The organism is Oscillospiraceae bacterium, assembly GCA_025757685.1.
Lineage (GTDB): Bacteria > Bacillota > Clostridia > Oscillospirales > Acutalibacteraceae > CAG-217.
This window is the reverse complement of record CP107220.1, coordinates 358,711-379,350: the sequence shown is the minus strand read 5'-3', so window position 1 is coordinate 379,350 and position 20,640 is coordinate 358,711. Positions and strand designations below refer to the sequence as shown.

Below are 20,640 nucleotides of genomic sequence, written 5' to 3'. Positions count from 1 at the left end.
CGGCAAAAGCAGACGATCTTGCCGCTGCCTGCATTATCCCCGGCGCTCCAGCACCCAGTTGTAGGCGTCTACCGTGTCCGGGTGAATGGGCCGACCCTGCCGGGCCAGGTCCGTAATGGTATAAGTCAGGGCGTAGAACATACCCGGCTCCAGCCCCTCGTCCACCTTGGCGCGCATGGTCTCCACATCTTTATAATGCCGATCGGCAGAGATGAAATCTGCCAAGTAAATAATCTGTTCCAGCAGGCTCATACCCCGGCGCGCGGTGGTGTGATACCGAATAGCATGCAGAATATCCGGGTCCGTAATGCCCAGCTCCAGGCGCGCATAAGCGGCGCCGCTCATTTGATGATACACCTTTCCAATGCGAATTTCAAGGTCTGACATCCGTTCGCCGGCTTTTTCTATATATGCCCGCTGCACAGACGGCTCCTCCTCTTTCATCACATCGTGCAGAATACCGGCCACATACGCCTGCTCCACATCGGCGCCAAAGCGCTCTGCCAGCTGCACCGCCGCCTCTGCCACACAGACAGAGTGGTAAAAGCGATAGTCGGACAGTCGACTGCGGATCAACTCCACATATTGCTTGTATTTTGCCTTATCCACGGTAAAGCCCCTTTTCCTGAATATAATCTGCCACGGCTGCGGGCACCAGATCGGCAATGCGCTCGCCCTGTGCCACCCGCTGCCGAATTTGGGTGGACGACACCACCACCGGCTTGGCTACCAGTACACTGATCCCGGCCAAGTCCTTGTTCCGGGTCAAAAAATCCGCCACCGCCTGCCGCTGGCATTCCTGCCGGGTAATGGCTCGCACCTGGGCCAGCTTTAGAATATCTTGATACCTGTACCACTTTTGGAAGTCAAAAAGCTGATCGGAGCCAATGAACAAAACGAATTCCCCATTCGGATAGATCTCTTTCAATTTTACCAGCGTGGTATAAGTATAGCTTTTTTCCCTGCTTTCCAGTTCAATGGTGGAGATTTCAATTTTGTCCGCGCAGGGCAGCGATTCTACCGCCAAGCGAATCATAGCGATCCGGTGCGTCGCCGGGATCAAATCCCCGGCGCTCTTATGGGGCGGATTGGCTGTGGGCACAATCAACAACTTGTCCAGGCCGCCGAAAGGCGTTTGAGCACGATAGAGCGTGTCCAGCAAATGCAGGTGGCCGTTATGGATGGGATTAAACGCCCCGCCGTAAATGCCAATGCGCATTTTATCTGCCATAATACTTGGGTCGGTCATACTTGGCGTAGGGATTTTTTTCTTCTTTCTCCCGCTGCCGCTGGCGCATACCTTTAATGTGCACCTTTTTCTTTTTCACTTTCTTGTCTCCGGCGCGGGCAGCTTTCTTTGCGCGCACCTTTTCTTCATCAATGGGGCGTTGCAGCACGATCATGCCGCCGATCACCTGGATCACATTGGCACCCAGCGCCTCACCCAGCGCCTGCGCCAACGCCTTGGGAGACTGGGGGGCAGACTCCAGGTGCACTCGCACCTTGATCAGCTCCCGCACATCCAGTGCGTCGTCCAGCTGGGCGATCAGGTTGTCAGAGATTCCCTCTTTGCCGATTTGGAAGATGGCCTCCAGTCCGTTGGCCTTGGCACGCCACGCGGCCCGTTCTTTACTTGTCATATCCGTTTCTCCAATTCTGCCGCCAGGGTACGCAGCGCGCGCCCTCTGTGGCTGATTTTATCCTTTTCTTCTGCGGTATAGCGGCCAAAGCTGCGGCCCTCTACCAAAAACAGCGGGTCATAGCCGAACCCGGCGTTGCCGTCCCGCTCAAAACCGATGTGCCCGTGGCATTCGCCACGCACCGTCAGCTCTTCCCCATCCGGGAACACGCAGCAAATGGCGCACACATAATAGGCGGTGCGCTGCTCCATAGGCACGCCCTCCAGCTTTTGCAGCAGCAGGTCGTTGTTGGCCTCATCGTTCCCGTGGCCGCCGGAGAACCGGGCGCTGTAAATGCCCGGCGCGCCGTCCAGATAATCCACGCACAAACCGCTATCGTCTGCAATGGCCGGCAGACCGGTAACCCGGCAGGCACTGCGTGCCTTTAAGGCGGCGTTGGCCTCAAAGGTGTCGCCGTCCTCCACCACATCCGGCAGTTCCAGCCCCAGCATGGCGGCGGTTTTCACCTCGATGCCCAGGGGCGAGAGAATGCGCTGCATCTCTGCCAGCTTCTTTTGATTATTACTTGCTAAGATAAATTCCATTTTAATTTTGCGACCCTTTCTCCGCTTTTTCGTCCGCTGCCGCTTCAGCGCTGCCGATAAAGGAGGCGATTTCCTCCTCGTCCACCTCTGTGGGCGCCTTGTCAAACAGCCCGGCGGCAAAGGCGTCTGCGTCAAAGGGCTGTAAATCGTCGATCTGCTCACCTACGCCTACAAACTTCACCGGCACATCCAACTCGTTATTGATGGCCAGCACCACGCCGCCACGGGCGGTACCGTCCAACTTGGTGAGCACAATACCGGTAATGCCCGCTGCGTCCTTAAAGTCCTTGGCCTGGTTCACGGCATTTTGGCCGGTGGTGGCGTCCAGCACCAGCAGCACCTCCTTAGAGGCCCCCGGCAGCTCCCGCTCAATGACTCGGCTGATTTTGTTCAGCTCATCCATCAGGTTCTTTTTATTATGCAGTCGGCCGGCAGTATCAATAATAATCACATCCGCACTTCTGGCCTTACCGGCGGCAATGGTGTCAAATACCACGGAGGCCGGGTCTGCCCCCTCGGCGTGCTTGATCAGCTCCACATCTGCCCGCTTGGCCCACACTTCCAGCTGCTCAATGGCAGCGGCACGGAAGGTGTCTGCCGCGCCCAGGATCACCTTACGGCCCTGATTTTTCAGCCGCAGAGCCAGCTTGCCGATGGTGGTGGTCTTGCCTACACCGTTCACGCCGATGACCAAAATCACAGAGGGCTTGGTGCGCAGGGACAGATAGCTGCCGCCCCACACGATACCGGACACAATGTCCTTCATCGTCTCTCGCACCTGGGGCACACTGGTGATCTTGTCGTTCTCAATTTTCGCTTTCAGATCCCGGATCACTCGCTGGGCAGTGGGAATACCCACATCGCCCATAATGAGCACTTCTTCCAGCTCGTCGTACAGATCGTCCGTGATCTCCTGATGGCTCTCCATCACATCGTCCAGCTGGGCGGTTATGCCCTCGGTGCGGGTCTTTTTCAGACCCTTTCTGAATTTAGAAAAAATACCCATTCTTTATTCCTCCAATCCCATTTTGGCTGCCAGTTCCGCCGTTTGCAGCTCCAGCAGCTTGGACACGCCCTTCTCCTGCATGGTCACGCCGTAGAGCACATCCGCCTCTTCCATGGTGCCCCGACGGTGGGTAATGCTGATAAACTGGGTTTTGTCCGTCATACGGCGCATATACTTAGCAAAACGCTCCACATTCACATCGTCCAGCGCCGCCTCCACCTCGTCGTAAATACAAAACGGAGAGGGCGTCACCTTCAGCACACTAAAGAGCAGTGCCAGCGCCGCCAGCGACTTTTCGCCGCCGGAGAACAGGTTAATGTTCTGCACCGACTTGCCCGGGGGCTGAATTTTAATTTCAATGGCGGACTCCAAACAGTTGTCCGGTTCCTCCAAAATCAACTCGCCCTTGCCCCCGCCGAAAAAGTCTGTAAAGCAGGCGGCAAACTCGGTGTTGATTTTCTGAAACTGGGTCAGGAACTTCTCGCTCATGGAGGCGGTCAGATCCTCAATGATCTTGTTCAGCTCTGACTTGGAGCGCTCCACATCGTCGATCTGTTCTTTCAGGAATGTGTAGCGCTCGGACACCTCTTTGTATTCCTCAATGGCGCCCACATTGATGGAGCCCAGCTTTTTGATCGCCACTTTGATCTCATGCAGACGCTTTTTGGCCTCGGCCATATTGTCAATTTGAATGTTCAGTGCCTGGGCCTCTCGGCGGGTCAGCTCGTACTGCTCAAAGAGCATATCGCCCAACTCGTCATATTCCTTTTGCATCGCGTTTTTGCGCTCTTCCAGCCGTACCAACTCGGCAGACAGCTGCTGGCGTTCCTGGCTCTTGGCCCGCTCGGCGGCGCGCAGGTCGCCGGTGGTCTTTTCGCCATCCGTTCGGGCAGCGATCTTTTGCTGTACCGCCTCTTCCGCTCGGGCTGCACGTTCCCGCAGTTCCCCAGCCTCTGCCTGCAACTGCTCCGTTTGGGCGGCAAAGCCGGTTTGGGCGGCGCGGATTTGGTCAATCTCTCGCCGGGTGGCAGCCACCCGATCCGCTGCGCTGTTCTTCCGGGCAAGCAGATCCTCAATGCTCATTTTGCCAGCGGCGCTGTCCTTGGCCAAAGTGACCAGATCCAGGTTCAGCTGCTCTGTTTGACGGCGGGTCTCTTCTCGCTGTGCGGTAATGGCGGCTGCCTGGCTGCCTGCCTGCTCCAAGGCGGCGCGGGTGTCTGCAATGGCACTTTCAAACTCGGCGGCCTTGGCGTTGGCAGCGTCCAGGTCCTGCTGCAAGGCCTGCACACGATCGGCGGCATTGTCCTTTTCTTGCTGCAAGGCCTGCTGCTGGCTCTCGGCGGCAGACAATTTCTCGCAAATTAGCTTGTCGTCGCCCTGGGCGCGGATCAGATCCTCCTGGGCCTGTTTCATATCCGCCTGGGCACCTTGCAGCTTGGCAGCGGCAAAGTTGGCCTCCTCCACGGCGGTTTTATACTCTGCTTGCACATCATGCATCTGCCCCTCCAGGGCCTTGACCTCGCTGTGCAGCGCTTCAATCTGATTGGCACGGGACAGCACCCCGGCGCCCTTGGCACGGGAACCACCGCTCATGGAGCCGCCCGGGTTCATCACCTGGCCGTCCAGGGTCACAATGCGAAAGCGGTTGTGGTACTGCTTGGCCATACCGATGGCAGAGTCCAAGTCCTCCACAATCACCGTGCGCCCCAGCAGGTTAGAGATGATCTGGCTGTACCGATGGTCGCAGTCTACCAGCTCCGGCGCCAGCGCCACATAGCCAAAGCAGTCCTCCAGACCCCGCTCCTCTAACCGGCGGCCCTGAATGTTGCTGATGGGCAGGAATGTGGCTCGCCCGGCGTTGTTCTGCTTGAGGTACTGCATAGCGCGCTTGGCATCTGCCTCGTTATCCGTCACAATATTCTGCATGGCGGCGCCCAGCGCCACCTCAATGGCCGTGGAATGGGCGTCCTCTACGGTGATCAGCTGGGACAGCACCCCGTGGATTCCCCGCAGCGCACCGGCTCTGGATTGGCGGATCACCGCCTTTACCGCACCGGAAAAGCCCTCCATATTCTTCTCTAAATCCGACAGCAGATTGGCCCGCTGCCGCTTTTGCTGCACGGCGGCGGCCAGTTCGTCCAGTTTGGACTTGATTTTCTCCGCTGCGGCGGTTTTGCCCTGCAACTTCATTTGATAGCCGGACAGCGCGTTGCTGTTCTCATCAATGCGCTGCTGCAAGAACGCCAGATTCTCCCGGCTCTCCTGCTGCTGGGCAAGGATTCGCTGGGTCTCCTTGCCGCAGGCAGCCAGCAAGTCGTCCACGGAGCCGGAGCGCTGCCCGATCTCCTCCATAGAAGAAGCGGCGGCGGAAGCCTGCACCTTGGCGTCAGACAGCTGCAAGGTCAGGTCACTGAGCTTGCGGTTCAGTTCCGTAGTCTCTTTTGTATTGCTATCGCCGGAGTCCAGCAGTGCCTGGCTCTGGCGGGTGATCTCCTCCAGTTGGCGGCGCTTGTCCGCTCCGGCAGCATCGTTATCCCCAATGGTTTGGCGCAGCCGAGCCAGCCGTTCCTCTAAGGTGGCGCCGGTCTGGTCCGCATCACGGATCTCCTGTTCCAGGCGCTCCACAGTCTCGGTTTGGTGCTGCAAATTGGTCTCCAATACCCGGATCTCTGCATCCTTGCGCAGCGCCTCCTCCTCCAGCTTTTGGGATGCCAGGCGCTGCTCCTCAATCTCCACATTCAGCTGCGCAGCACCGGCGGCGGCTTCTTCGATCTTCTTCTCAATCTCTGCCAGATCCGCCTCACAAATTTGGTAAGAGGCACCGGCGGCGTCAATGCGGTGCTCCTGCTCCCGCAATTCATCTGTAAAGCGGTCCAGCTTTTGCAGCCAAACGCCGATCTCCAGTTCTTTCTTTTCCGCACTCAGGTCTAAAAAGGCAGCCGCCTTTTCGCTTTGGACTTTCAAGGGACCTACTCGGCTCTCCAACTCGCCCAAAATATCCAGCAGGCGCACCAAATTCTCTTGTGCCTGCTCCAGCCGCCGCTGGGAATCTGTGCGCTTGTGGCGGAAGCGAGAGATTCCCGCCGCCTCTTCAAACAGTTCCCGACGGTCCTCATTCTTGGCAGAAATAATCGAATCGATCTTGCCCTGACCAACCAGAGAATAGCCGTCGGCGCCCAAGCCCGTGTCCATAAACAGCTCGCGAATGTCCTTGCGCCGCACCTGCTCGCCGTCAATTTTGTACTCGCTCTCGCCGCTGCGGTAATAGCGGCGGGTGACGGTGACAATCTCGCCCCGGTCCTTTAAGGTGCCATCGCTGTTGTCCAGGGTCAGCTGCACCTGGGCAAAGCCCAGTGCCTTACGGGCGGAGGTGCCGCCAAAGATCACATCCTCCATCTTAGAACCGCGCAGGGACTTGGTGCTGGTCTCGCCCAGTACCCAACGCACCGCGTCGGAGATATTACTCTTGCCGGAGCCGTTAGGCCCTACCACGGCGGTGATGCCCTTGCCAAAGTTCAGCACCGTTTTGTCCGGGAAGGACTTAAACCCCTGCATTTCAAGTGTTCTTAATACCATATTCGATCCTCATTTCGCCCGCCAGGGCGGTATCTGTTTGTAACCGGATTTGATACTGCCTTGCGGCCAGTTCATCCAGATTTTGTTTTTTATTTCCCACAAAGCGAGAGTAGTACCGGGGGTGCACCGTCACGGTGTACGCGCCCGGCGGATACGCCAACACCCGGCGCAGCAGCATACGAGAATACACCAGCTCGCCAAAGCTGTCATGAAAGGCACCGGCCACCATTTTTTCCTTCACCTCCGGGCTGCTGTGCAGTCCCAGGCGAATGATCCGCACCCCTGCCGCAGTAAACAGCGGCACCAGCCGGCTGCACAGGTCCACCGCCTGCGCCACCGTTTGGGGCACATAGTCCCCGCTGCGGTATTGGCGTTCCAGCTCCGTACCTGCCAGCACCACCGTTGGGTAAATCCGCACGGTGGCCGGGCGCAAGGCGATCAGCTGCCCAGCCGTTTCCAAGGCGGTATCGTCCGTATCGCCGGGCAGGCCGGTCATCATCTGCACGCCCAGTTCCAGCCCCGCTCGGTGCACGCACTGGGCGGCGGCAATACTGTCCGCTGCCTTGTGACCCCGGCGGCACCGGGTCAGCACCCGGTCATCCATACTCTGGCACCCCAGTTCCACAGCAGTCACGCCGTAGGATTTTAGCAGTGCCAGCACCGCGTCGTCTACGCAATCCGGCCGGGTAGACACCCGAATGCCTGTGGCCTTGCCGGCCTGCACATACGGTGCGGCGGCAGCCAGCAGGGACTGCATATACGCCGGGTCAATGGCGGTAAAGGAGCCTCCAAAAAACGCAATTTCATAGCTGAAACCGTCTTTTTCAAAGGCTTTCTCACAAGCGGCGCGCACATCTTCCGGCGTAGGCGGCGCCGTTTGGCCGCTGATGGTGCGCTGATCGCAAAAGGTGCACCGGCACGGGCAGCCGATATGGGGCACAAAAATGCTGATATTGCCCTTTCTCATAGGCCCATCAGGTGCAGCGCCTCTTTGGCCGCCTCCTGCTCCGCTTCCTTTTTGCTGCGACCCACACCGGAGCCGATCACATTGGAATTGAGCCGCACCTGCACCTGAAAGCGCTTGTCGTGGTCCGGGCCGCTCTCTCCCACCAGCACATAGGTCACATTCTCCCCCGGGTTCTGCTGTACCACCTCTTGCAGGGTGGTCTTATAGTCCTTAAAGGCGGTGGTGTGATTCTCCAACGCCGGTACTAAAAAGCGGAGAATGTGCCGCTTGGCCGGTTCCATACCGCCGTCCAAATAAATGGCGGCAATCAGCGCCTCAAAGGTATTTTCCAGCGTGGAGGGGCGCTCCCAGCCCTTGGTGTGGATCTCACCCTTGCCCATACGCAGGTAGCTGCCCAGGTCGATCTGGGCGGCAAACCCGGCCAAGCTTTGGGTGCACACCAGCGCCGAGCGCAACTTGGACAGTTGACCCTCCGGCATATCCGGGAACCGGGTGTACAGCAGCTCTGCAGACACAATGGACAGCACCGCGTCCCCCAGGAACTCCATACGCTCGTTGCAACGCACGCGGCCGTGGCGCTCGTTGGCGTAGCTGGAATGAGTCAGTGCCTCCTGCAACAGGCTGCGATCCTGAAAGGTATATCCAATCTTATGTTCCAAAGATTCCATAACCGAACTTCCTCTTATTCTGCCGAGGCAGCAGGCGCTGCCAGGGCGGTTTCTATATGGCCGATCAGGTCGTTTTGCAAAAACCAGACCGCCTGTTTGATGGCATTCTTAAAGGTGCGGGCGTCTGCGGAGCCGTGGGCCTTGACCACCGGCTTTTGTACCCCCAGCATTACGGCGCCGCCGTATTCCTTATAGTCAAACTTGGCTTTCATATTCTTTAGCCCGCCGGACACACCCAGGGCAGACAGCAGCGTAAAGGCGTTCTTCTTGAACAGGCCCTTCATCTCGTTCATCAGCACCTTGGCCACGCCCTCGTAGGTCTTTAAGATCAGGTTGCCGGTAAAGCCGTCGGCCACCACCACATCCGCATCCCCAAAGGGAATTTGGCGACCCTCGATATTGCCCACAAAATTGTACGGTGCGGCAGTCATCAGGTCATAGGCCGCCCGCACGGTTGGGGTGCCTTTGGTGGGTTCTGTTCCGTTATTGGCCAGAGCCACCCGCGGGTTCTTCACATGGAGCACATGCTGCATATACAGGGAACCAAGCAGCCCAAATTGGCACAGGAACTCCGGCTTGCATTCTGCATTGGCACCGCAGTCCATCATCAAAAAAGGCTTGCTTGCAGAGGGCATAACCGAGGCAATCGCCGGTCGCTTAACCCCTTTAATCCGCCCGGCGATCAGCGTAGCGCCTACGGTCACGGCACCGGTATTGCCGGCGCTGACCAACGCGTCCCCCTCCCCGGCTTTCAGCAGTTGAAACGCCACGCCCAGGGATGAGTCTTTCTTACTGCGCAGCACGCTCTTGGCGTCATCCTCCATGGTGATCACCTGGGGAGCGTCCACAATGCGGGTGCGTCGCAGCTGCAAGCGGTTCTCCGCTGCACAGCGGCGAATTTCTGCCTCTTTGCCGGTGAGGATAATGTCCACATCATAGGCGTCCACCGCCTGCATGGCGCCCTTTAGAATCTCCAAGGGTGCGTGGTCACCGCCGAATGCGTCTACAATGATCTTCATGCTCATTTCTCCAAAAAGCGGTCCAGTGCCGCCAGCGCCCGGTTAGACAAAGCCGCATAGCGCTCTTTTTTATCTCGAATTTTCGGCTCCATGGGGGGCAAAATGCCAAAATTGGCGCCCATGGGCTGAAAATGCTTCACACTCTCGTCGCTGATATAGCGGGTCAAAGCACCGCTCATCGTCTCGCCGTTCGGGCAGCCGGTGGGCTTGCCCTCTGCCCGGCGCACTGCATTGCGCCCGGCCAAAATGCCGCTCATGGCGGACTCCATATACCCCTCCACACCGGTGATCTGACCGGCGAAGAAAATGTTGGGGTGGCTGCGCAGCGCGTAATCCGCACCCAGCAGCCGGGGCGAGTCAATAAAGGAATTGCGGTGCATCACGCCGTAGCGCACAATCTCTGCCTGCTCCAGTCCGGGGATCATACGGAACACCCGCCGCTGCTCCGGGAACTTCAGGTTGGTCTGAAACCCCACCAGGTTAAACAGGGTGCCGCCGGCGTTCTCCCGACGCAACTGCACACAGGCCCAAGGACGGTGTCCGGTAGCCGGGTCAATGAGTCCAACCGGCTTCATGGGGCCGAACCGAGGTGCGTCCGCACCACGCTTTGCCAACTTCTCAATGGGCATACAGCCCTCGTACACATCAAAATCATGGGTCACTGCACCCTCGGCATGCACCAGCGCGTTTATAAATGCCTCATATTCCGCCCGATTGAAGGGACAGTTCAAATAGTCGCTGTCGCCGCCACGGTCGTAGCGGGAGGCGCCGAACACCTTGGTATAGTCCACGCTCTCCGCTGTGATAATGGGCGCCGCCGCGTCATAAAAGGACAGCCGACCGGGGCAAAGCCGCTCAATATCCGACGCCAAATCGTCCGCCGTCAGCGGACCGCTGGCCACCACAGTGATCTGATCTGCCCCGCGGGGTACTTCCGTCACCACCCGATGCTCTACGGTGATATTGGGGTGCGCCTCCACTGCCGCCGTCACCCGAGAGGCGAACTGCTCCCGATCCACGGCCAGGGCACCGCCGGCAGGCACAGCGCACTGCCGAGCAATGGGCACCGTCAGAGAGCCAAGCCGAGCCATTTCCTCCTTGAGCAGCCCCGCCGCACTTTCCAGCCGGGCGGCCTTTAAGGAGTTGGAGCACACCAGCTCCGCAAACAATGGCGATGTATGGGCCGGTGAATACTGCACCGGCTTCATCTCCAGCAGGGTGACCGGGTGGCCGGCATTGGCAATCTGCCACGCCGCCTCCGTACCGGCTAAGCCTGCACCGATTACTGTAAATCTCATTTATTCCTCTGCCTGTTCTTTTTTCTTCTTAGGTGCCGGTTTGCTAAAGCCACACTTCTCGTCCAGGCATACCAGCACATTGCCCCGCTTCTTAAACAGGGACTTGCCGCACTGGGGGCACACCTCGTCGGTGGGCACATCCCAGGTCATAAAGTTGCAGTTGGGATAAGCGGAGCAGCCGTAGAAAGAAGTACCCCGGCGGGTCTTTTTCTCGATCACATCGGCGCCGCACACCGGGCACTTGGCCTTGGTCTTAAACACCAGGGGCTTGGTATTCTTACACTCCGGGTAGCCGGGGCAGGCCAGGAACTTGCCGTAGCGGCCTACTTTGATGACCATGTTGCGCCCGCACTTTTCGCAGACCACATCCGTCTCTTCCTCTTTCAGCTTGATCTTCACGCCCTGCATTTCCTTCTTTGCCTTTTCCAGCGGGGCCTCAAAGTCCTCGTAATAGTGGCGAATCATATCAATATAATCCCGATCACCGGAGTCGATCTTATCCAGATCCGCTTCCATCTTGGAGGTGTACTTTACATCCACAATGTTGGGCATACGCTCCTCCAGCAGCTTGGTCACTGCCTCACCCAGCTCCGTGGGCACGAACTGCTTGCCCTCGCGCTTCACATACTCCCGACCCACAATGGTAGAGGTGATGGTCACATAGGTGGAGGGACGACCCACGCCGTTCTCCTCCAGCGCCTTGGTCAGGGATGCCTCCGTGTACCGGGCGGGGGGCTGGGTAAAGTGCTGATTGCCGAGAATACTCTTGAGCCGCAGCTTGTCGCCGGCCTTTACCGGCGGCAGGGGCGCTGCGCCCTCGGTTTTGCCGTCGTCGCCTTTCTCCTCATACAGCACGGTAAAGCCGTCAAACTTCACCGTGTAGCCGGTGGCGTTGAACACATAGCCGTTGGCAACGATCTCAATTTTCATGGTCTCTTGCAGGCAGTTCTCCATCAGGGAGGCAATAAACCGCTCCCACACCAGCTTGTAGATTTTGTACTGGTCGGTGGTAACGCTGCCCTTCACCATCTCCGGGGTAATGGAGGGGGTGGTGGGGCGAATGGCCTCGTGGCCGTCCTGAATATTGCTCTTGGACTTAAAATACCGGGGCTTCTTAGGCAGGTACTTCTCGCCGTAAGTCTCTGTAATAAAGGCGTTGCCGGCAGCCCGTGCCTCCTCGGAGATCCGCAGGGAGTCCGTACGCATATAAGTGATCAGACCCAGTGTGCCGTGACCGGCTACTTCCACGCCCTCATACAGCTCCTGGGCGGCTTTCATGGTCCGCTTGGCCTGGAAGGACAGGCGGCGGGAAGCCTCCTGCTGCAAGGTGGAGGTGATAAACGGCGGGGTGGGGCTCTTCTTGCGGGTGCCCTTCTTCACCGACTGCACCATGTACTCGGCGCCCTCTAAATCGGAAAGGATCTTGTCGCTCTCCTCCTTGGAAGTGATCTTGATCTTTGCCTTATCATCCACCTTACCGGCCAGGGCGGCGGCAAAGCTCTTGCGCTCCGGCGGGTTGGTAAACTTAGCGTCAATGGACCAGTATTCCTCCGGCTTAAAAGCACGGATCTCCTCTTCCCTGTCCACCACCAGCCGCAGCGCCACGGACTGCACACGACCGGCAGACAAACCCCGTCGGATTTTTTGGCTGATAAAGGGCGACAGCTTGTAGCCGATGAGCCGATCCAAAATTCGCCGGGCCTGCTGAGCATTTACAAAGTCAATATCAATGGCGCGGGGGTGCTCCATACCGGTAAGCACGCCGTGCTTGGTAATCTCGTTAAAGGTGACCCGGTTTTTCTCTTTCATATCCAGCCCCAACAGCGTGGCCAGGTGCCAGCTAATGGCCTCGCCCTCCCGATCAGGGTCCGTTGCCAGGTACACATAATCGGCGGCCTGGGCCTTTTTTTTCAGGTCCTTTACAAAGTTCTCCTTGCCGGCGATTACCGCATACTTAGGGGCAAAGTCATGGGCAATGTCCACAGACAGCCGGGCGGCGGGCAGATCCCGCACATGGCCCATAGAGGCCACCACATCGTACCCCTTGCCCAAATAGCCCTTAATGTTCTTCGCCTTGGCCGGCGACTCCACAATAACCAGTTTTGACATTTATTCTATATCCTTTCTCTCTCGAGCTGTTATTTCTTCCGAAAGCGGCTGCCGGGGGCGCTCTCCGCCAGATCCAGCAGTTCCAGTTTGGTCAGCGCCGCCAGCAGCTGCCCCTGGGGCATAGCTGCCTTGGCTGCCACCTGATCTACCGGGGTGAATACCTCCGGCAGTGCAGCAAGCACCGCACTTTCCGCAGCTGTAAGCAGCGCCTGATTTTCTCGTCGCTGTTTCAGCCGCTGCCGCCCCTCCTCCAGCCGTTCAAAATCGTACTCCTTAGAGGTTTGGGGCAAGTTGGCGCCCGGGTCCTGCTCCGCCGCCAGCAGCTGCTGCACGCTGGGCACCCGGTCCAAATCCAGGTGGTAGCGCTCCGCATAACCGGAAAGTAGCTGGACCGGCTGGGTCACCACATAAGCACCGTCGTTGATTAGATCGTTTGTGCCGGCAAAGTCCGTAGACAACACGGAGCCGGGCACTGCGTACACATCGCGCCCCTGTTCCAGCGCGCAACGGGCGGTGATCAAAGAGCCGCTGTGGCTGCCGGCTTCTACCACCAGCAAGCCCTCGCTCATACCACTGATCAAGCGGTTACGCAAAGGGAAGGTGTGCTTCCCTGCCGGGGTAAAGGGTCGAAATTCCGTTACCAGCGCACCGTGGCTGCGAATTTCTGCCCGCAGCGGCTCATTTTGCATCAAATACCGGGTGCCCAGACCGCAGCCCAGCACCGCAACGGTGGTGCCGCCGGCCAACATCGCGCCCTTATGGGCGGTACTGTCGATTCCCAGCGCGCCGCCGCTGACCACAATGGCTCCGGCGCCTGCCACGCCCTTAGCCATAATGTCGCACACCTGCACCGCATAAGCGGACGCCTGGCGGGTACCCACAATGCCCAGGGTCAACTGCCGGTTCCAGTCCGGCACGGTGCCGTCCACATACAGCACCAGCGGCGGGTCCGGCAGATCCCGCAGCAGGCGGGGATAATCCGGATGGTCATAGGGGAGTATCTGCCAGCCCTGCTGCTTGCAGGTGGAAAGCACTTTGTCCGCAGCGGACAGAGGCGTGCTCTCCAAGTGCTGCACCTGATATTTTGTCAGCGCCGGGGTCATGCGCCACTCCATAATGTTGGCGTCGTACACCGCCTTGGCGCTGCCGAATTCTTCTAACAAAGGCTGTACCGCCGCGCCCTCTCCCAGGGCACATTGGAGCCATACCCAGTAGGCCGTCTCGCTCATCGCATCATCTCCCACATGGTAATGGCCGCCGCAACGGAGGCATTCAGGCTCTCGGCCCGCCCTTTCATGGGAATGGTCACCAGATCGTCGCACACCTGCTTGACCCCCTGGCTGATTCCGTTGCCCTCATTACCGATCACACAGATGGAGGACTTGGTAAAGTGGGTCTCCGTAATTTTGGCTGCCGTATCCACCGGCACGGTGCCAAGCACCTGGAACCCCTCTGCCTTATACAGCAGCAGATCCTCCCGCAAATCGTGACTGACGGTCACCGGCAGCCGCAGCAGGCTGCCCATAGAGGCGCGCAGCGCCTTGGGATTATACACATCGCAGCAGTTATACGCCAGCAAACCGGCTATGCCCAACGCCTCTGCGCTGCGGGCGATGGCGCCCAGATTGCTGGGATCCTGCACCCCGTCCAAAGCGATAAAGCGCCCGGTCTCAATGGTAGGGTTCTCCGCCGGCATTTTGCACACACAGAAGATGCCTTGGGTGTGCTCCGTCTCCGCCAGTTTGTCCGCCACCTCGCTGCTGATCTCCACCGCCCGATCGGCCCGATCACACAACCGGGCACATTCCGCCGGGTAGCGCGCCATACAGTCGGCGGTGACCAACACCAGCGCAACGGTATAAAACGAATGAAGGACATCAAAACAAAGCCGTGCCCCCTCCAGCACAAAGGAGCGAGCGTCCCGGCGTGCCTTGGCGGAGGCCAACAATTTTTTGGTGTCCTTGATCAGTTGATTCTGTTTTCCCGTGATTTTATCCATACACATCTCCGTTTTGGCGTGCTACTATGCAGTCGGCACCGGGCCGACCCCTATCTGTTTAACCAAACCACTGGCTTTATTTATTAAATTAAGTCTTATATTACATTATATCGCAAAAAAGTGCAACACCCAAAGACAAAAAATTTTGACTTTTTGAAAAAAACAAAACGGACCGCACCCAAAAGGGTACAGTCCGTCATTGGCAAATCTTACAGAGCAGCCTTAGCGGTCTCGGTCAGAGCGGTGAAGCCCGCCGGATCAGCAATGGCAATCTCAGACAGCATCTTTCTGTTCAGGTCCACGCCGGCCTTCTTCAGACCGTTCATAAAGGTGGAGTAATTCATACCGTTTGCCTTGCAGGCAGCAGAGATACGGGTGATCCACATTCTGCGGAAATCTCTCTTCTTCTGCTTACGGCCGATGTAAGCGTACTGGCCGCTCTTCATCACAGCCTGCTTAGCAGTCTTAAACAGACGGTGCTTGCCGCCGTAATAGCCCTTTGCAGCCTTTAATACTTTCTTTCTTCTCTTGCGGGTCGCCATAGCGCCTTTAATTCTAGCCATTCTTTCTTACCTCCGATATTCTGATAAAACGCGTTGTCTCTTATTTGTAGGGCACCAGGCGCTTGCACTGCTTCTGGTTGGTCACATCTGCAACGGCAGTCTTGCGCAGGTTTCTCTTACGCTTGGTGGACTTCTTGGTCAAAATGTGGGAGGTGTAAGCGTGAGCACGCTTTACCTTGCCGCTTTTGGTGGTCTTGAAGCGCTTTTTTGCGCCGCTGTGCGTTTTGATTTTAGGCATAATCTATTCCTCCGTTTTGTGAATTTACTTTGCTGCCTTGGGGGACATAAACATCAGGATCTGTCTGCCCTCCAGTTTGGGTTGCTTGTCAACAGAGCCCAGCTCGCCGATCCCCTCGGCAAAGCGCTGCATGGTGGCAACGCCCAGGTCAGAGTGGGCCATCTCCCGCCCGCGCAGGCGGATAGATACCTTCAGCTTGTTGCCGGCCTCTAAGAACTTCTTGGCATGGTTGAGCTTGGTGTTGAAGTCACCGATGTCGATCTTCAGGGACAGACGAATCTCTTTCGTTTCCACCGTCTTTTGATTCTTGCGGTTCTCTTTCTCCCGCTTGGCCTGCTCATAACGGTACTTGCTGTAATCCATGATCTTGCAGACCGGGGGCTTGGCCTGGGGAGCGATCTTCACCAGATCCAGACCGCGATCGTCGGCAATCTTTTGCGCGTCACGGGCGCTCATGATCCCCAACTGCTCGCCGTCGGCGGAGACGATACGAAGCTCTTTATCCCGAATTTGTTCGTTGAGTTGGACTGTGTCCTTTTCTCTGCTGATAAATAACACCTCTTTGATAAAGTTGCACCGGCTGAAAAGCCAAAAAGTGCGGACGCAAAACGCCCGCACTTCTCTCAAATCTTAGGAATTGAAGATTGCCCTCTTTGCCGCAGCGGGAGGGGAGAACAGGGTCGTTCTGCTTTGTTGTGGCAATAGTTTACCACACCCGCGCGGATTTGTCAACGGTTTTCTTATTTTTTCACGGTGACAGAGCTGCTCTTGCTCCAGCCGGAGTAGAAATTGGTCTTGTTCACCGTCTTATAGGTACGCACCCGCACATAGTATTTCTTGCCCTTGGTGAGCTTGGAAATGGTCTTGGCGGTGGTCTTGGCGCCCTTTACAGTCACGGTCTTGTTGCCCTTTTTGAAGTTCTTGTCCGTGCTGTACTGCACCTGGTAGCCGGTGGTCTGGGCAGCCTGCTTCTTCCAAGTCACTTTCAGCTGGGCTTTTTTGGGGCTGGTCACCTTGCTCAAAGAAGTGCCCTTGGGATTGATGGTAAAAGTGCGCTTTTCCGTGCCGACATAGTGGTTCTTAAACTTGATGGTCACGGTATATTTGCCTACATTCTTGGCGCTCTTGGGATAAGTCACGGTGTACTCACTCTTGGAGATAGGATCGCCCAACCAATCCGTAACCGTAACGCCCGGTTTTTTCTCTTTGCCGTCATAGGTATAGGAAGTCTTGCTCAATGCGACGGTCTCATAGGCATTGTAATCATTCATGTAGCCCTTATACTCATCGCAATACTTGCACAGCTTATAGTTCTCGCCATCATCGTGATGCGTGGCTTTAATATTGCCCTCTATAACGTCATGTGTGTGCATACCCACATTCACATTAAAATCCACCGGGCGCTCCCATTGCTCCTGGTTATAAGCAGTAAAATAAATCAAATAACGCTCACCTGCTTGTAAAGTCATTGCAGTCGCAAGCGTATCTGAAACACCTCTGTAACGCGCCGCATCTACCTCTCCTGCAGAAGTTAACATCATTGCATAATTGTCCATTATGCCAAAATCCACATCTACATCTTTCAATTTTCTATTTTGAATACGGAATTCGTAGCATCCCGTGGTTTCCGGTGTAAAAGAAAAGAAGGCAGAACTTTTGGTTTTGCTGATGGTAAAAGTACGGCTGCCGTCCAGTTCCAGCACGCCGGGGTTGAAAATGTCGTTCTCCGCTGCCTGGGCAGGGATCGCCATGCCGGTGAGCATGGTTACAGCCAGCATCACAGCCAGCAGGGTGGAAAGTAATTTTTTCATAAAATCCTCGCTTTCTTTGTTTCTTTGTATGAAGGTAAAAATATAAGTGCGCCCCACAAGGGACACACTTATTTTACCATATTTTCAATTTTGCCGTCAACGAAAAGGCCTTTGGCACTTTCTCCAAACTTTGGCTCCGTTCTTTGGTGATAATCGCCAAAAGTCCATTATTTCCAGGGATACTTGGCCTTTAAACTTTCAAATTCACCATAAGTAGCGGCAAAGTGGAAGTTCCCTTTCAGGTCCGAGAAGAAATACAAATAATCGGTACTGGGGTGCTCCACGGTGGCAGTCATAATTTCCGTACCCGGGTTGGCAATGGGACCGGCAGGCAGGCCGGGGCAACGGTAGGTGTAATAAGCGTCATACACCGACTGGGAAAAGCCATGGTCCCGCAACGCCTTGGCGTAGTAATAGGTCACATCGCACTCGATCTTCATGCCCTTGTCCAGCCGATTCTCCAAAGTAGAGGCAATATTGCCTTGACTGGATTTGCTCAGTGCCTCCTTTTGCACAATAGAGCACAGGGTCACAAACTGGTACAGCGTGTAGCCCCGCTGCTTGCAATAGGTTTTCACCTCATCGGTAATCCGCTGGTCAAAGGCCTCTAACATCGCATCTGCAATATCCGTAGCCTTGGAATTCTCCCCAAAGTCATAAGTAGCCGGGAACAAAAAGCCCTCCAAAATATAGCCCACATGGGGGTCATTCTTGGGAAAGTCCGCCAGCCAGTCATAATCGTAGCCCTCGGTGGTGCTGCACGCCTTTAAGAAATCCTTGGCGCTGCACACATTCTTTTTTTCCAGCGTAGAGGCAATATCAAACACCGTGTAGCCCTCGGGAATGGTGACCTTCACCTTCTTATGGCTAATGTCCGGGTTTTGCAGCTTCTCCGCCAGATCCTGATAGCTCATGCCGGCGTTTAGGTAATACTCGCCGTTATAGTATGTAAAATCCGGGTAATTGCGGTCCATCCACCAGGTCCACACCGTATCGCTTTTGATCATACCGGCGTTTTTCAGCTTGGCGCCGATTTCGTAAGCAAAGTCGTTGTCCTCAATCACCAGAGTGTACTTGGCGCTGCTGCCCCGCTCCCCGGCCACATCCGTGCGCACCAGATTGTAGGCATACAGCCCGGCAGCCACCAGCGCCACGATCAGCAGCACCGGCAACAAGATTCGCAGGGATTTATTTTTCTTCTTCGTCATGGTCGTTCTCTCCCAACAGGCGGCGCAGTGCCGCCCCGGTCAATTCCATTGGCAAATGGCGCATACCCCGCTGCTCAAACGGCTGGCCGCAGGGCACAAACCCCAACTTCTCATAAAAGCCCACAGCCTCCAGCCGAGCGTCCACCGGCACACGGTGCGCGCCCTGTTCGGCGGCACGGCGCACCAGCGCCGTTACCAGTCGGCAGCCGCTCCCCTGCCCTCTGGCAGCGGGTAAAAAGGCAATGCGCCCGATTTTATAGTTCTCCGCCGCCCCTTGCAGGCGACCGGTGCCCAGAGGGCTGCCCTCTGCCGTCAGCAGCGCATAAACGGTATCTGCCCCCGGCAGATCCGCCGCGTCAAACTCCTGCTGCTCCGGCACGCCCAAGTCCTGCACAAACACCTGTCGGCGAATGGCACGCACCCGGGCCATATCCGGATCCTCGGCGGTAAAAAAGCGCAAGGGACTCATCGCACCGTCTGCACTTTCAGCATATTCGTTGTGCCGCTGGCACCCAGAGGAATACCGGCGGTAATGACCACAATATCGTCCGGGTGGATCAGGCCGGTCGTACGGCCCACCTCCACCGCGTGGTCAAACAGAGCATCCGTATTATCCTGGCGCACGCAGCGTACCGGCACCACGCCCCAACTGAGCATCAGCTGGTGCAGCACCTTCTCCTCCGTAGTGGCGCCGATAATAGGTACATCCGGGCGGTACTTGGAGATCATGCGGGCGGTGGTACCGCTTTGCGTAACCGTTACGATGGCGGCAGCGCCCAGGTCATGGGCGGTGGTCACCGTAGCGTGACCGATAGCAGAAGTAATATTTTTCGTCAGCGGCGCCGGATACACATTGGAAAAGCGCACCTTGTAGTCAATGTCCTCCTCCGTGGTAGCAGCAATGGTTGCCATGGTCTGCACTGCCTCTACCGGATGGGCGCCCATAGCGGTCTCGCCACTGAGCATAATGGCGGAGGTGCCGTCATAAATGGCGTTCGCCACATCGGTGATCTCTGCCCGGGTGGGGCGGGGATTGGTGATCATAGACTCCAGCATTTGGGTAGCGGTCACCACCACTTTGCCGGCAGAATACACCTTGCGAATGATCATCTTCTGAATAGCAGGGATCCGCTCAAAGGGGATTTCTACGCCCATGTCGCCGCGGGCCACCATAATGCCGTCCGCTTCTTCAATAATCGCGTCAATGTTATTGACGCCCTCCATATTCTCGATTTTAGCAATAATACGCACATCGTTCCAGCCCAGCGCCTGGCAGAAGTTGCGCAGATAGATCACATCCCCTGCGGTACGCACAAAGGACGCAGCGATAAAATCGAAATCATGAGACGCGCCGAATTCCAGATCCTGCATATCTGCCGGAGACAGGTAAGGCATATTCAGGCTGATGTCCGGCACATTCACGCCCTTTTTGTTGGTAAGCAGACCACCGTCCGTTACCCGGCAAACGATCTCGTCCCGGCGCAGCTCCGTCACCTCCATGGCGATCAGGCCGTCGTTAATGAGGATAGAGGTGCCCACTTCTACATCTTCTACCAGCCCGGGGTAGTTCACATAGCAGTGCTTGGCATCACCCAGGCATTTTTTTGTGGTAAGCGTAAAAGTATCACCTTTGTGAATCACAACACCGTTTGGATCTTCAAAGTCCCCGGTGCGAATTTCCGGACCCTTGGTATCCAGCAAGGTAGCCACCGGCACACCCTGCGTCTCACGCACACGTATCAACTGCTCCAGCCGCTTGGACTGGGCATCGTAATCACCGTGACTAAAGTTGAACCGTGCCACATCCATACCGGCCTTAATCATATCCGCCAACACCTGATCGTCATCCGTTGCCGGACCGAGGGTGCAAATAATTTTTGTTTTTTTCATTGATCAAGACTCCTTGTTTCTATGATTCCAAAATTCATTTTACCACAAAACCGCCAAAAGGCAA

The 20,640-nt window shown here is 56.7% G+C and carries 20 protein-coding genes and 1 other annotated feature; all 20 genes read right to left on the bottom strand.

The window, feature by feature from the left end:
• Positions 1-33: 33 nt before the first annotated feature.
• Complete coding sequence (gene yqeK, locus OGM59_01620) at positions 34-609, bottom strand: bis(5'-nucleosyl)-tetraphosphatase (symmetrical) YqeK (GenBank protein ID UYI91195.1); 576 nt, start codon at positions 607-609, stop codon at positions 34-36.
• Entirely contained in the window at positions 602-1,231 is a 630-nt protein-coding gene (gene nadD / locus OGM59_01615) for a nicotinate (nicotinamide) nucleotide adenylyltransferase (protein UYI91194.1), read from the bottom strand. Before nadD ends, yqeK begins: the two co-directional genes overlap by 8 nt.
• On the bottom strand, positions 1,221-1,640 hold the full coding sequence (locus tag OGM59_01610; protein UYI91193.1) for a YhbY family RNA-binding protein: 420 nt from the start codon (positions 1,638-1,640) through the stop codon (positions 1,221-1,223). The genes nadD and OGM59_01610 overlap by 11 nt, the downstream gene beginning before the upstream one ends.
• A complete protein-coding gene (gene rdgB / locus OGM59_01605) occupies positions 1,637-2,224 on the bottom strand; it encodes an RdgB/HAM1 family non-canonical purine NTP pyrophosphatase (protein UYI91192.1) in 588 nt (195 codons plus the stop codon). The genes OGM59_01610 and rdgB overlap by 4 nt, the downstream gene beginning before the upstream one ends.
• A gap of 1 nt (position 2,225) precedes the next feature.
• The gene (gene ftsY, locus OGM59_01600; GenBank protein UYI91191.1) at positions 2,226-3,230 is read right to left on the bottom strand and encodes a signal recognition particle-docking protein FtsY; all 1,005 of its coding nucleotides are present in this window, start codon (positions 3,228-3,230) and stop codon (positions 2,226-2,228) included.
• 3 nt (positions 3,231-3,233) lie between these two features.
• Positions 3,234-6,806: a chromosome segregation protein SMC gene (gene smc, locus OGM59_01595; protein ID UYI91190.1), complete on the bottom strand. Its 3,573-nt coding sequence runs from the start codon at positions 6,804-6,806 to the stop codon at positions 3,234-3,236.
• Positions 6,787-7,773 carry a radical SAM protein gene (locus OGM59_01590; GenBank protein ID UYI91189.1) on the bottom strand — a complete coding sequence of 329 codons (987 nt, stop codon included), beginning with the start codon at positions 7,771-7,773 and terminating at the stop codon, positions 6,787-6,789. Before OGM59_01590 ends, smc begins: the two co-directional genes overlap by 20 nt.
• Entirely contained in the window at positions 7,770-8,441 is a 672-nt protein-coding gene (gene rnc / locus OGM59_01585) for a ribonuclease III (GenBank protein ID UYI91188.1), read from the bottom strand. The genes OGM59_01590 and rnc overlap by 4 nt, the downstream gene beginning before the upstream one ends.
• Positions 8,442-8,455: 14 nt before the next feature.
• Positions 8,456-9,460, bottom strand: coding sequence for a phosphate acyltransferase PlsX (plsX, locus tag OGM59_01580; protein UYI91187.1), 1,005 nt, complete (start codon positions 9,458-9,460; stop codon positions 8,456-8,458).
• 2 nt (positions 9,461-9,462) lie between these two features.
• Complete coding sequence (trmFO, locus tag OGM59_01575; protein ID UYI91186.1) at positions 9,463-10,758, bottom strand: methylenetetrahydrofolate--tRNA-(uracil(54)-C(5))-methyltransferase (FADH(2)-oxidizing) TrmFO; 1,296 nt, start codon at positions 10,756-10,758, stop codon at positions 9,463-9,465.
• Positions 10,759-12,867, bottom strand: a complete 2,109-nt coding sequence (topA, locus tag OGM59_01570) for a type I DNA topoisomerase (protein ID UYI91185.1) — start codon at positions 12,865-12,867, stop codon at positions 10,759-10,761.
• A 29-nt stretch (positions 12,868-12,896) separates the two neighbouring features.
• Complete coding sequence (dprA, locus tag OGM59_01565; GenBank protein ID UYI91184.1) at positions 12,897-14,096, bottom strand: DNA-processing protein DprA; 1,200 nt, start codon at positions 14,094-14,096, stop codon at positions 12,897-12,899.
• Positions 14,093-14,866: an RNA methyltransferase gene (locus tag OGM59_01560; protein ID UYI91183.1), complete on the bottom strand. Its 774-nt coding sequence runs from the start codon at positions 14,864-14,866 to the stop codon at positions 14,093-14,095. The genes dprA and OGM59_01560 overlap by 4 nt, the downstream gene beginning before the upstream one ends.
• Before the next feature lie 209 nt (positions 14,867-15,075).
• Entirely contained in the window at positions 15,076-15,429 is a 354-nt protein-coding gene (gene rplT, locus OGM59_01555) for a 50S ribosomal protein L20 (GenBank protein UYI91182.1), read from the bottom strand.
• A 40-nt stretch (positions 15,430-15,469) separates the two neighbouring features.
• On the bottom strand, positions 15,470-15,667 hold the full coding sequence (gene rpmI / locus OGM59_01550) for a 50S ribosomal protein L35 (GenBank protein ID UYI91181.1): 198 nt from the start codon (positions 15,665-15,667) through the stop codon (positions 15,470-15,472).
• Positions 15,668-15,691: 24 nt separating this feature from the next.
• Positions 15,692-16,225, bottom strand: a complete 534-nt coding sequence (gene infC, locus OGM59_01545; protein UYI91180.1) for a translation initiation factor IF-3 — start codon at positions 16,223-16,225, stop codon at positions 15,692-15,694.
• 25 nt (positions 16,226-16,250) lie between these two features.
• Positions 16,251-16,364, bottom strand: a sequence feature (ribosomal protein L20 leader region).
• Positions 16,365-16,407: 43 nt separating this feature from the next.
• The gene (locus OGM59_01540) at positions 16,408-17,478 is read right to left on the bottom strand and encodes a fibronectin type III domain-containing protein (protein ID UYI91179.1); all 1,071 of its coding nucleotides are present in this window, start codon (positions 17,476-17,478) and stop codon (positions 16,408-16,410) included.
• Between the two features lie 167 nt (positions 17,479-17,645).
• Positions 17,646-18,686, bottom strand: a complete 1,041-nt coding sequence (gene mltG / locus OGM59_01535) for an endolytic transglycosylase MltG (GenBank protein ID UYI91178.1) — start codon at positions 18,684-18,686, stop codon at positions 17,646-17,648.
• Positions 18,667-19,155 (bottom strand): GNAT family N-acetyltransferase, encoded by a 489-nt coding sequence (locus tag OGM59_01530; protein ID UYI91177.1) that lies wholly within the window; start codon positions 19,153-19,155, stop codon positions 18,667-18,669. The genes mltG and OGM59_01530 overlap by 20 nt, the downstream gene beginning before the upstream one ends.
• A complete protein-coding gene (pyk, locus tag OGM59_01525) occupies positions 19,152-20,576 on the bottom strand; it encodes a pyruvate kinase (protein ID UYI91176.1) in 1,425 nt (474 codons plus the stop codon). Before pyk ends, OGM59_01530 begins: the two co-directional genes overlap by 4 nt.
• Positions 20,577-20,640 lie beyond the last annotated feature (64 nt).

Excerpts from the sequence above, each read along its gene's own strand:
- OGM59_01530 (UYI91177.1), bottom strand. The coding sequence starts at position 19,155 with ATGAGTCCCTTGCGCTTTTTTACCGCCGAGGATCCGGATATGGCCCGG.
- rplT (UYI91182.1), bottom strand. The coding sequence starts at position 15,429 with ATGGCTAGAATTAAAGGCGCTATGGCGACCCGCAAGAGAAGAAAGAAA.
- OGM59_01560 (UYI91183.1), bottom strand. The coding sequence starts at position 14,866 with ATGGATAAAATCACGGGAAAACAGAATCAACTGATCAAGGACACCAAA.
- ftsY (UYI91191.1), bottom strand. The coding sequence starts at position 3,230 with ATGGGTATTTTTTCTAAATTCAGAAAGGGTCTGAAAAAGACCCGCACC.
- plsX (UYI91187.1), bottom strand. The coding sequence starts at position 9,460 with ATGAAGATCATTGTAGACGCATTCGGCGGTGACCACGCACCCTTGGAG.
- OGM59_01610 (UYI91193.1), bottom strand. The coding sequence starts at position 1,640 with ATGACAAGTAAAGAACGGGCCGCGTGGCGTGCCAAGGCCAACGGACTG.
- nadD (UYI91194.1), bottom strand. The coding sequence starts at position 1,231 with ATGGCAGATAAAATGCGCATTGGCATTTACGGCGGGGCGTTTAATCCC.
- rpmI (UYI91181.1), bottom strand. The coding sequence starts at position 15,667 with ATGCCTAAAATCAAAACGCACAGCGGCGCAAAAAAGCGCTTCAAGACC.
- OGM59_01590 (UYI91189.1), bottom strand. The coding sequence starts at position 7,773 with ATGAGAAAGGGCAATATCAGCATTTTTGTGCCCCATATCGGCTGCCCG.
- topA (UYI91185.1), bottom strand. The coding sequence starts at position 12,867 with ATGTCAAAACTGGTTATTGTGGAGTCGCCGGCCAAGGCGAAGAACATT.
- trmFO (UYI91186.1), bottom strand. The coding sequence starts at position 10,758 with ATGAGATTTACAGTAATCGGTGCAGGCTTAGCCGGTACGGAGGCGGCG.
- rnc (UYI91188.1), bottom strand. The coding sequence starts at position 8,441 with ATGGAATCTTTGGAACATAAGATTGGATATACCTTTCAGGATCGCAGC.
- rdgB (UYI91192.1), bottom strand. The coding sequence starts at position 2,224 with ATGGAATTTATCTTAGCAAGTAATAATCAAAAGAAGCTGGCAGAGATG.
- smc (UYI91190.1), bottom strand. The coding sequence starts at position 6,806 with ATGGTATTAAGAACACTTGAAATGCAGGGGTTTAAGTCCTTCCCGGAC.
- mltG (UYI91178.1), bottom strand. The coding sequence starts at position 18,686 with ATGACGAAGAAGAAAAATAAATCCCTGCGAATCTTGTTGCCGGTGCTG.
- dprA (UYI91184.1), bottom strand. The coding sequence starts at position 14,096 with ATGAGCGAGACGGCCTACTGGGTATGGCTCCAATGTGCCCTGGGAGAG.
- OGM59_01540 (UYI91179.1), bottom strand. The coding sequence starts at position 17,478 with ATGAAAAAATTACTTTCCACCCTGCTGGCTGTGATGCTGGCTGTAACC.
- pyk (UYI91176.1), bottom strand. The coding sequence starts at position 20,576 with ATGAAAAAAACAAAAATTATTTGCACCCTCGGTCCGGCAACGGATGAC.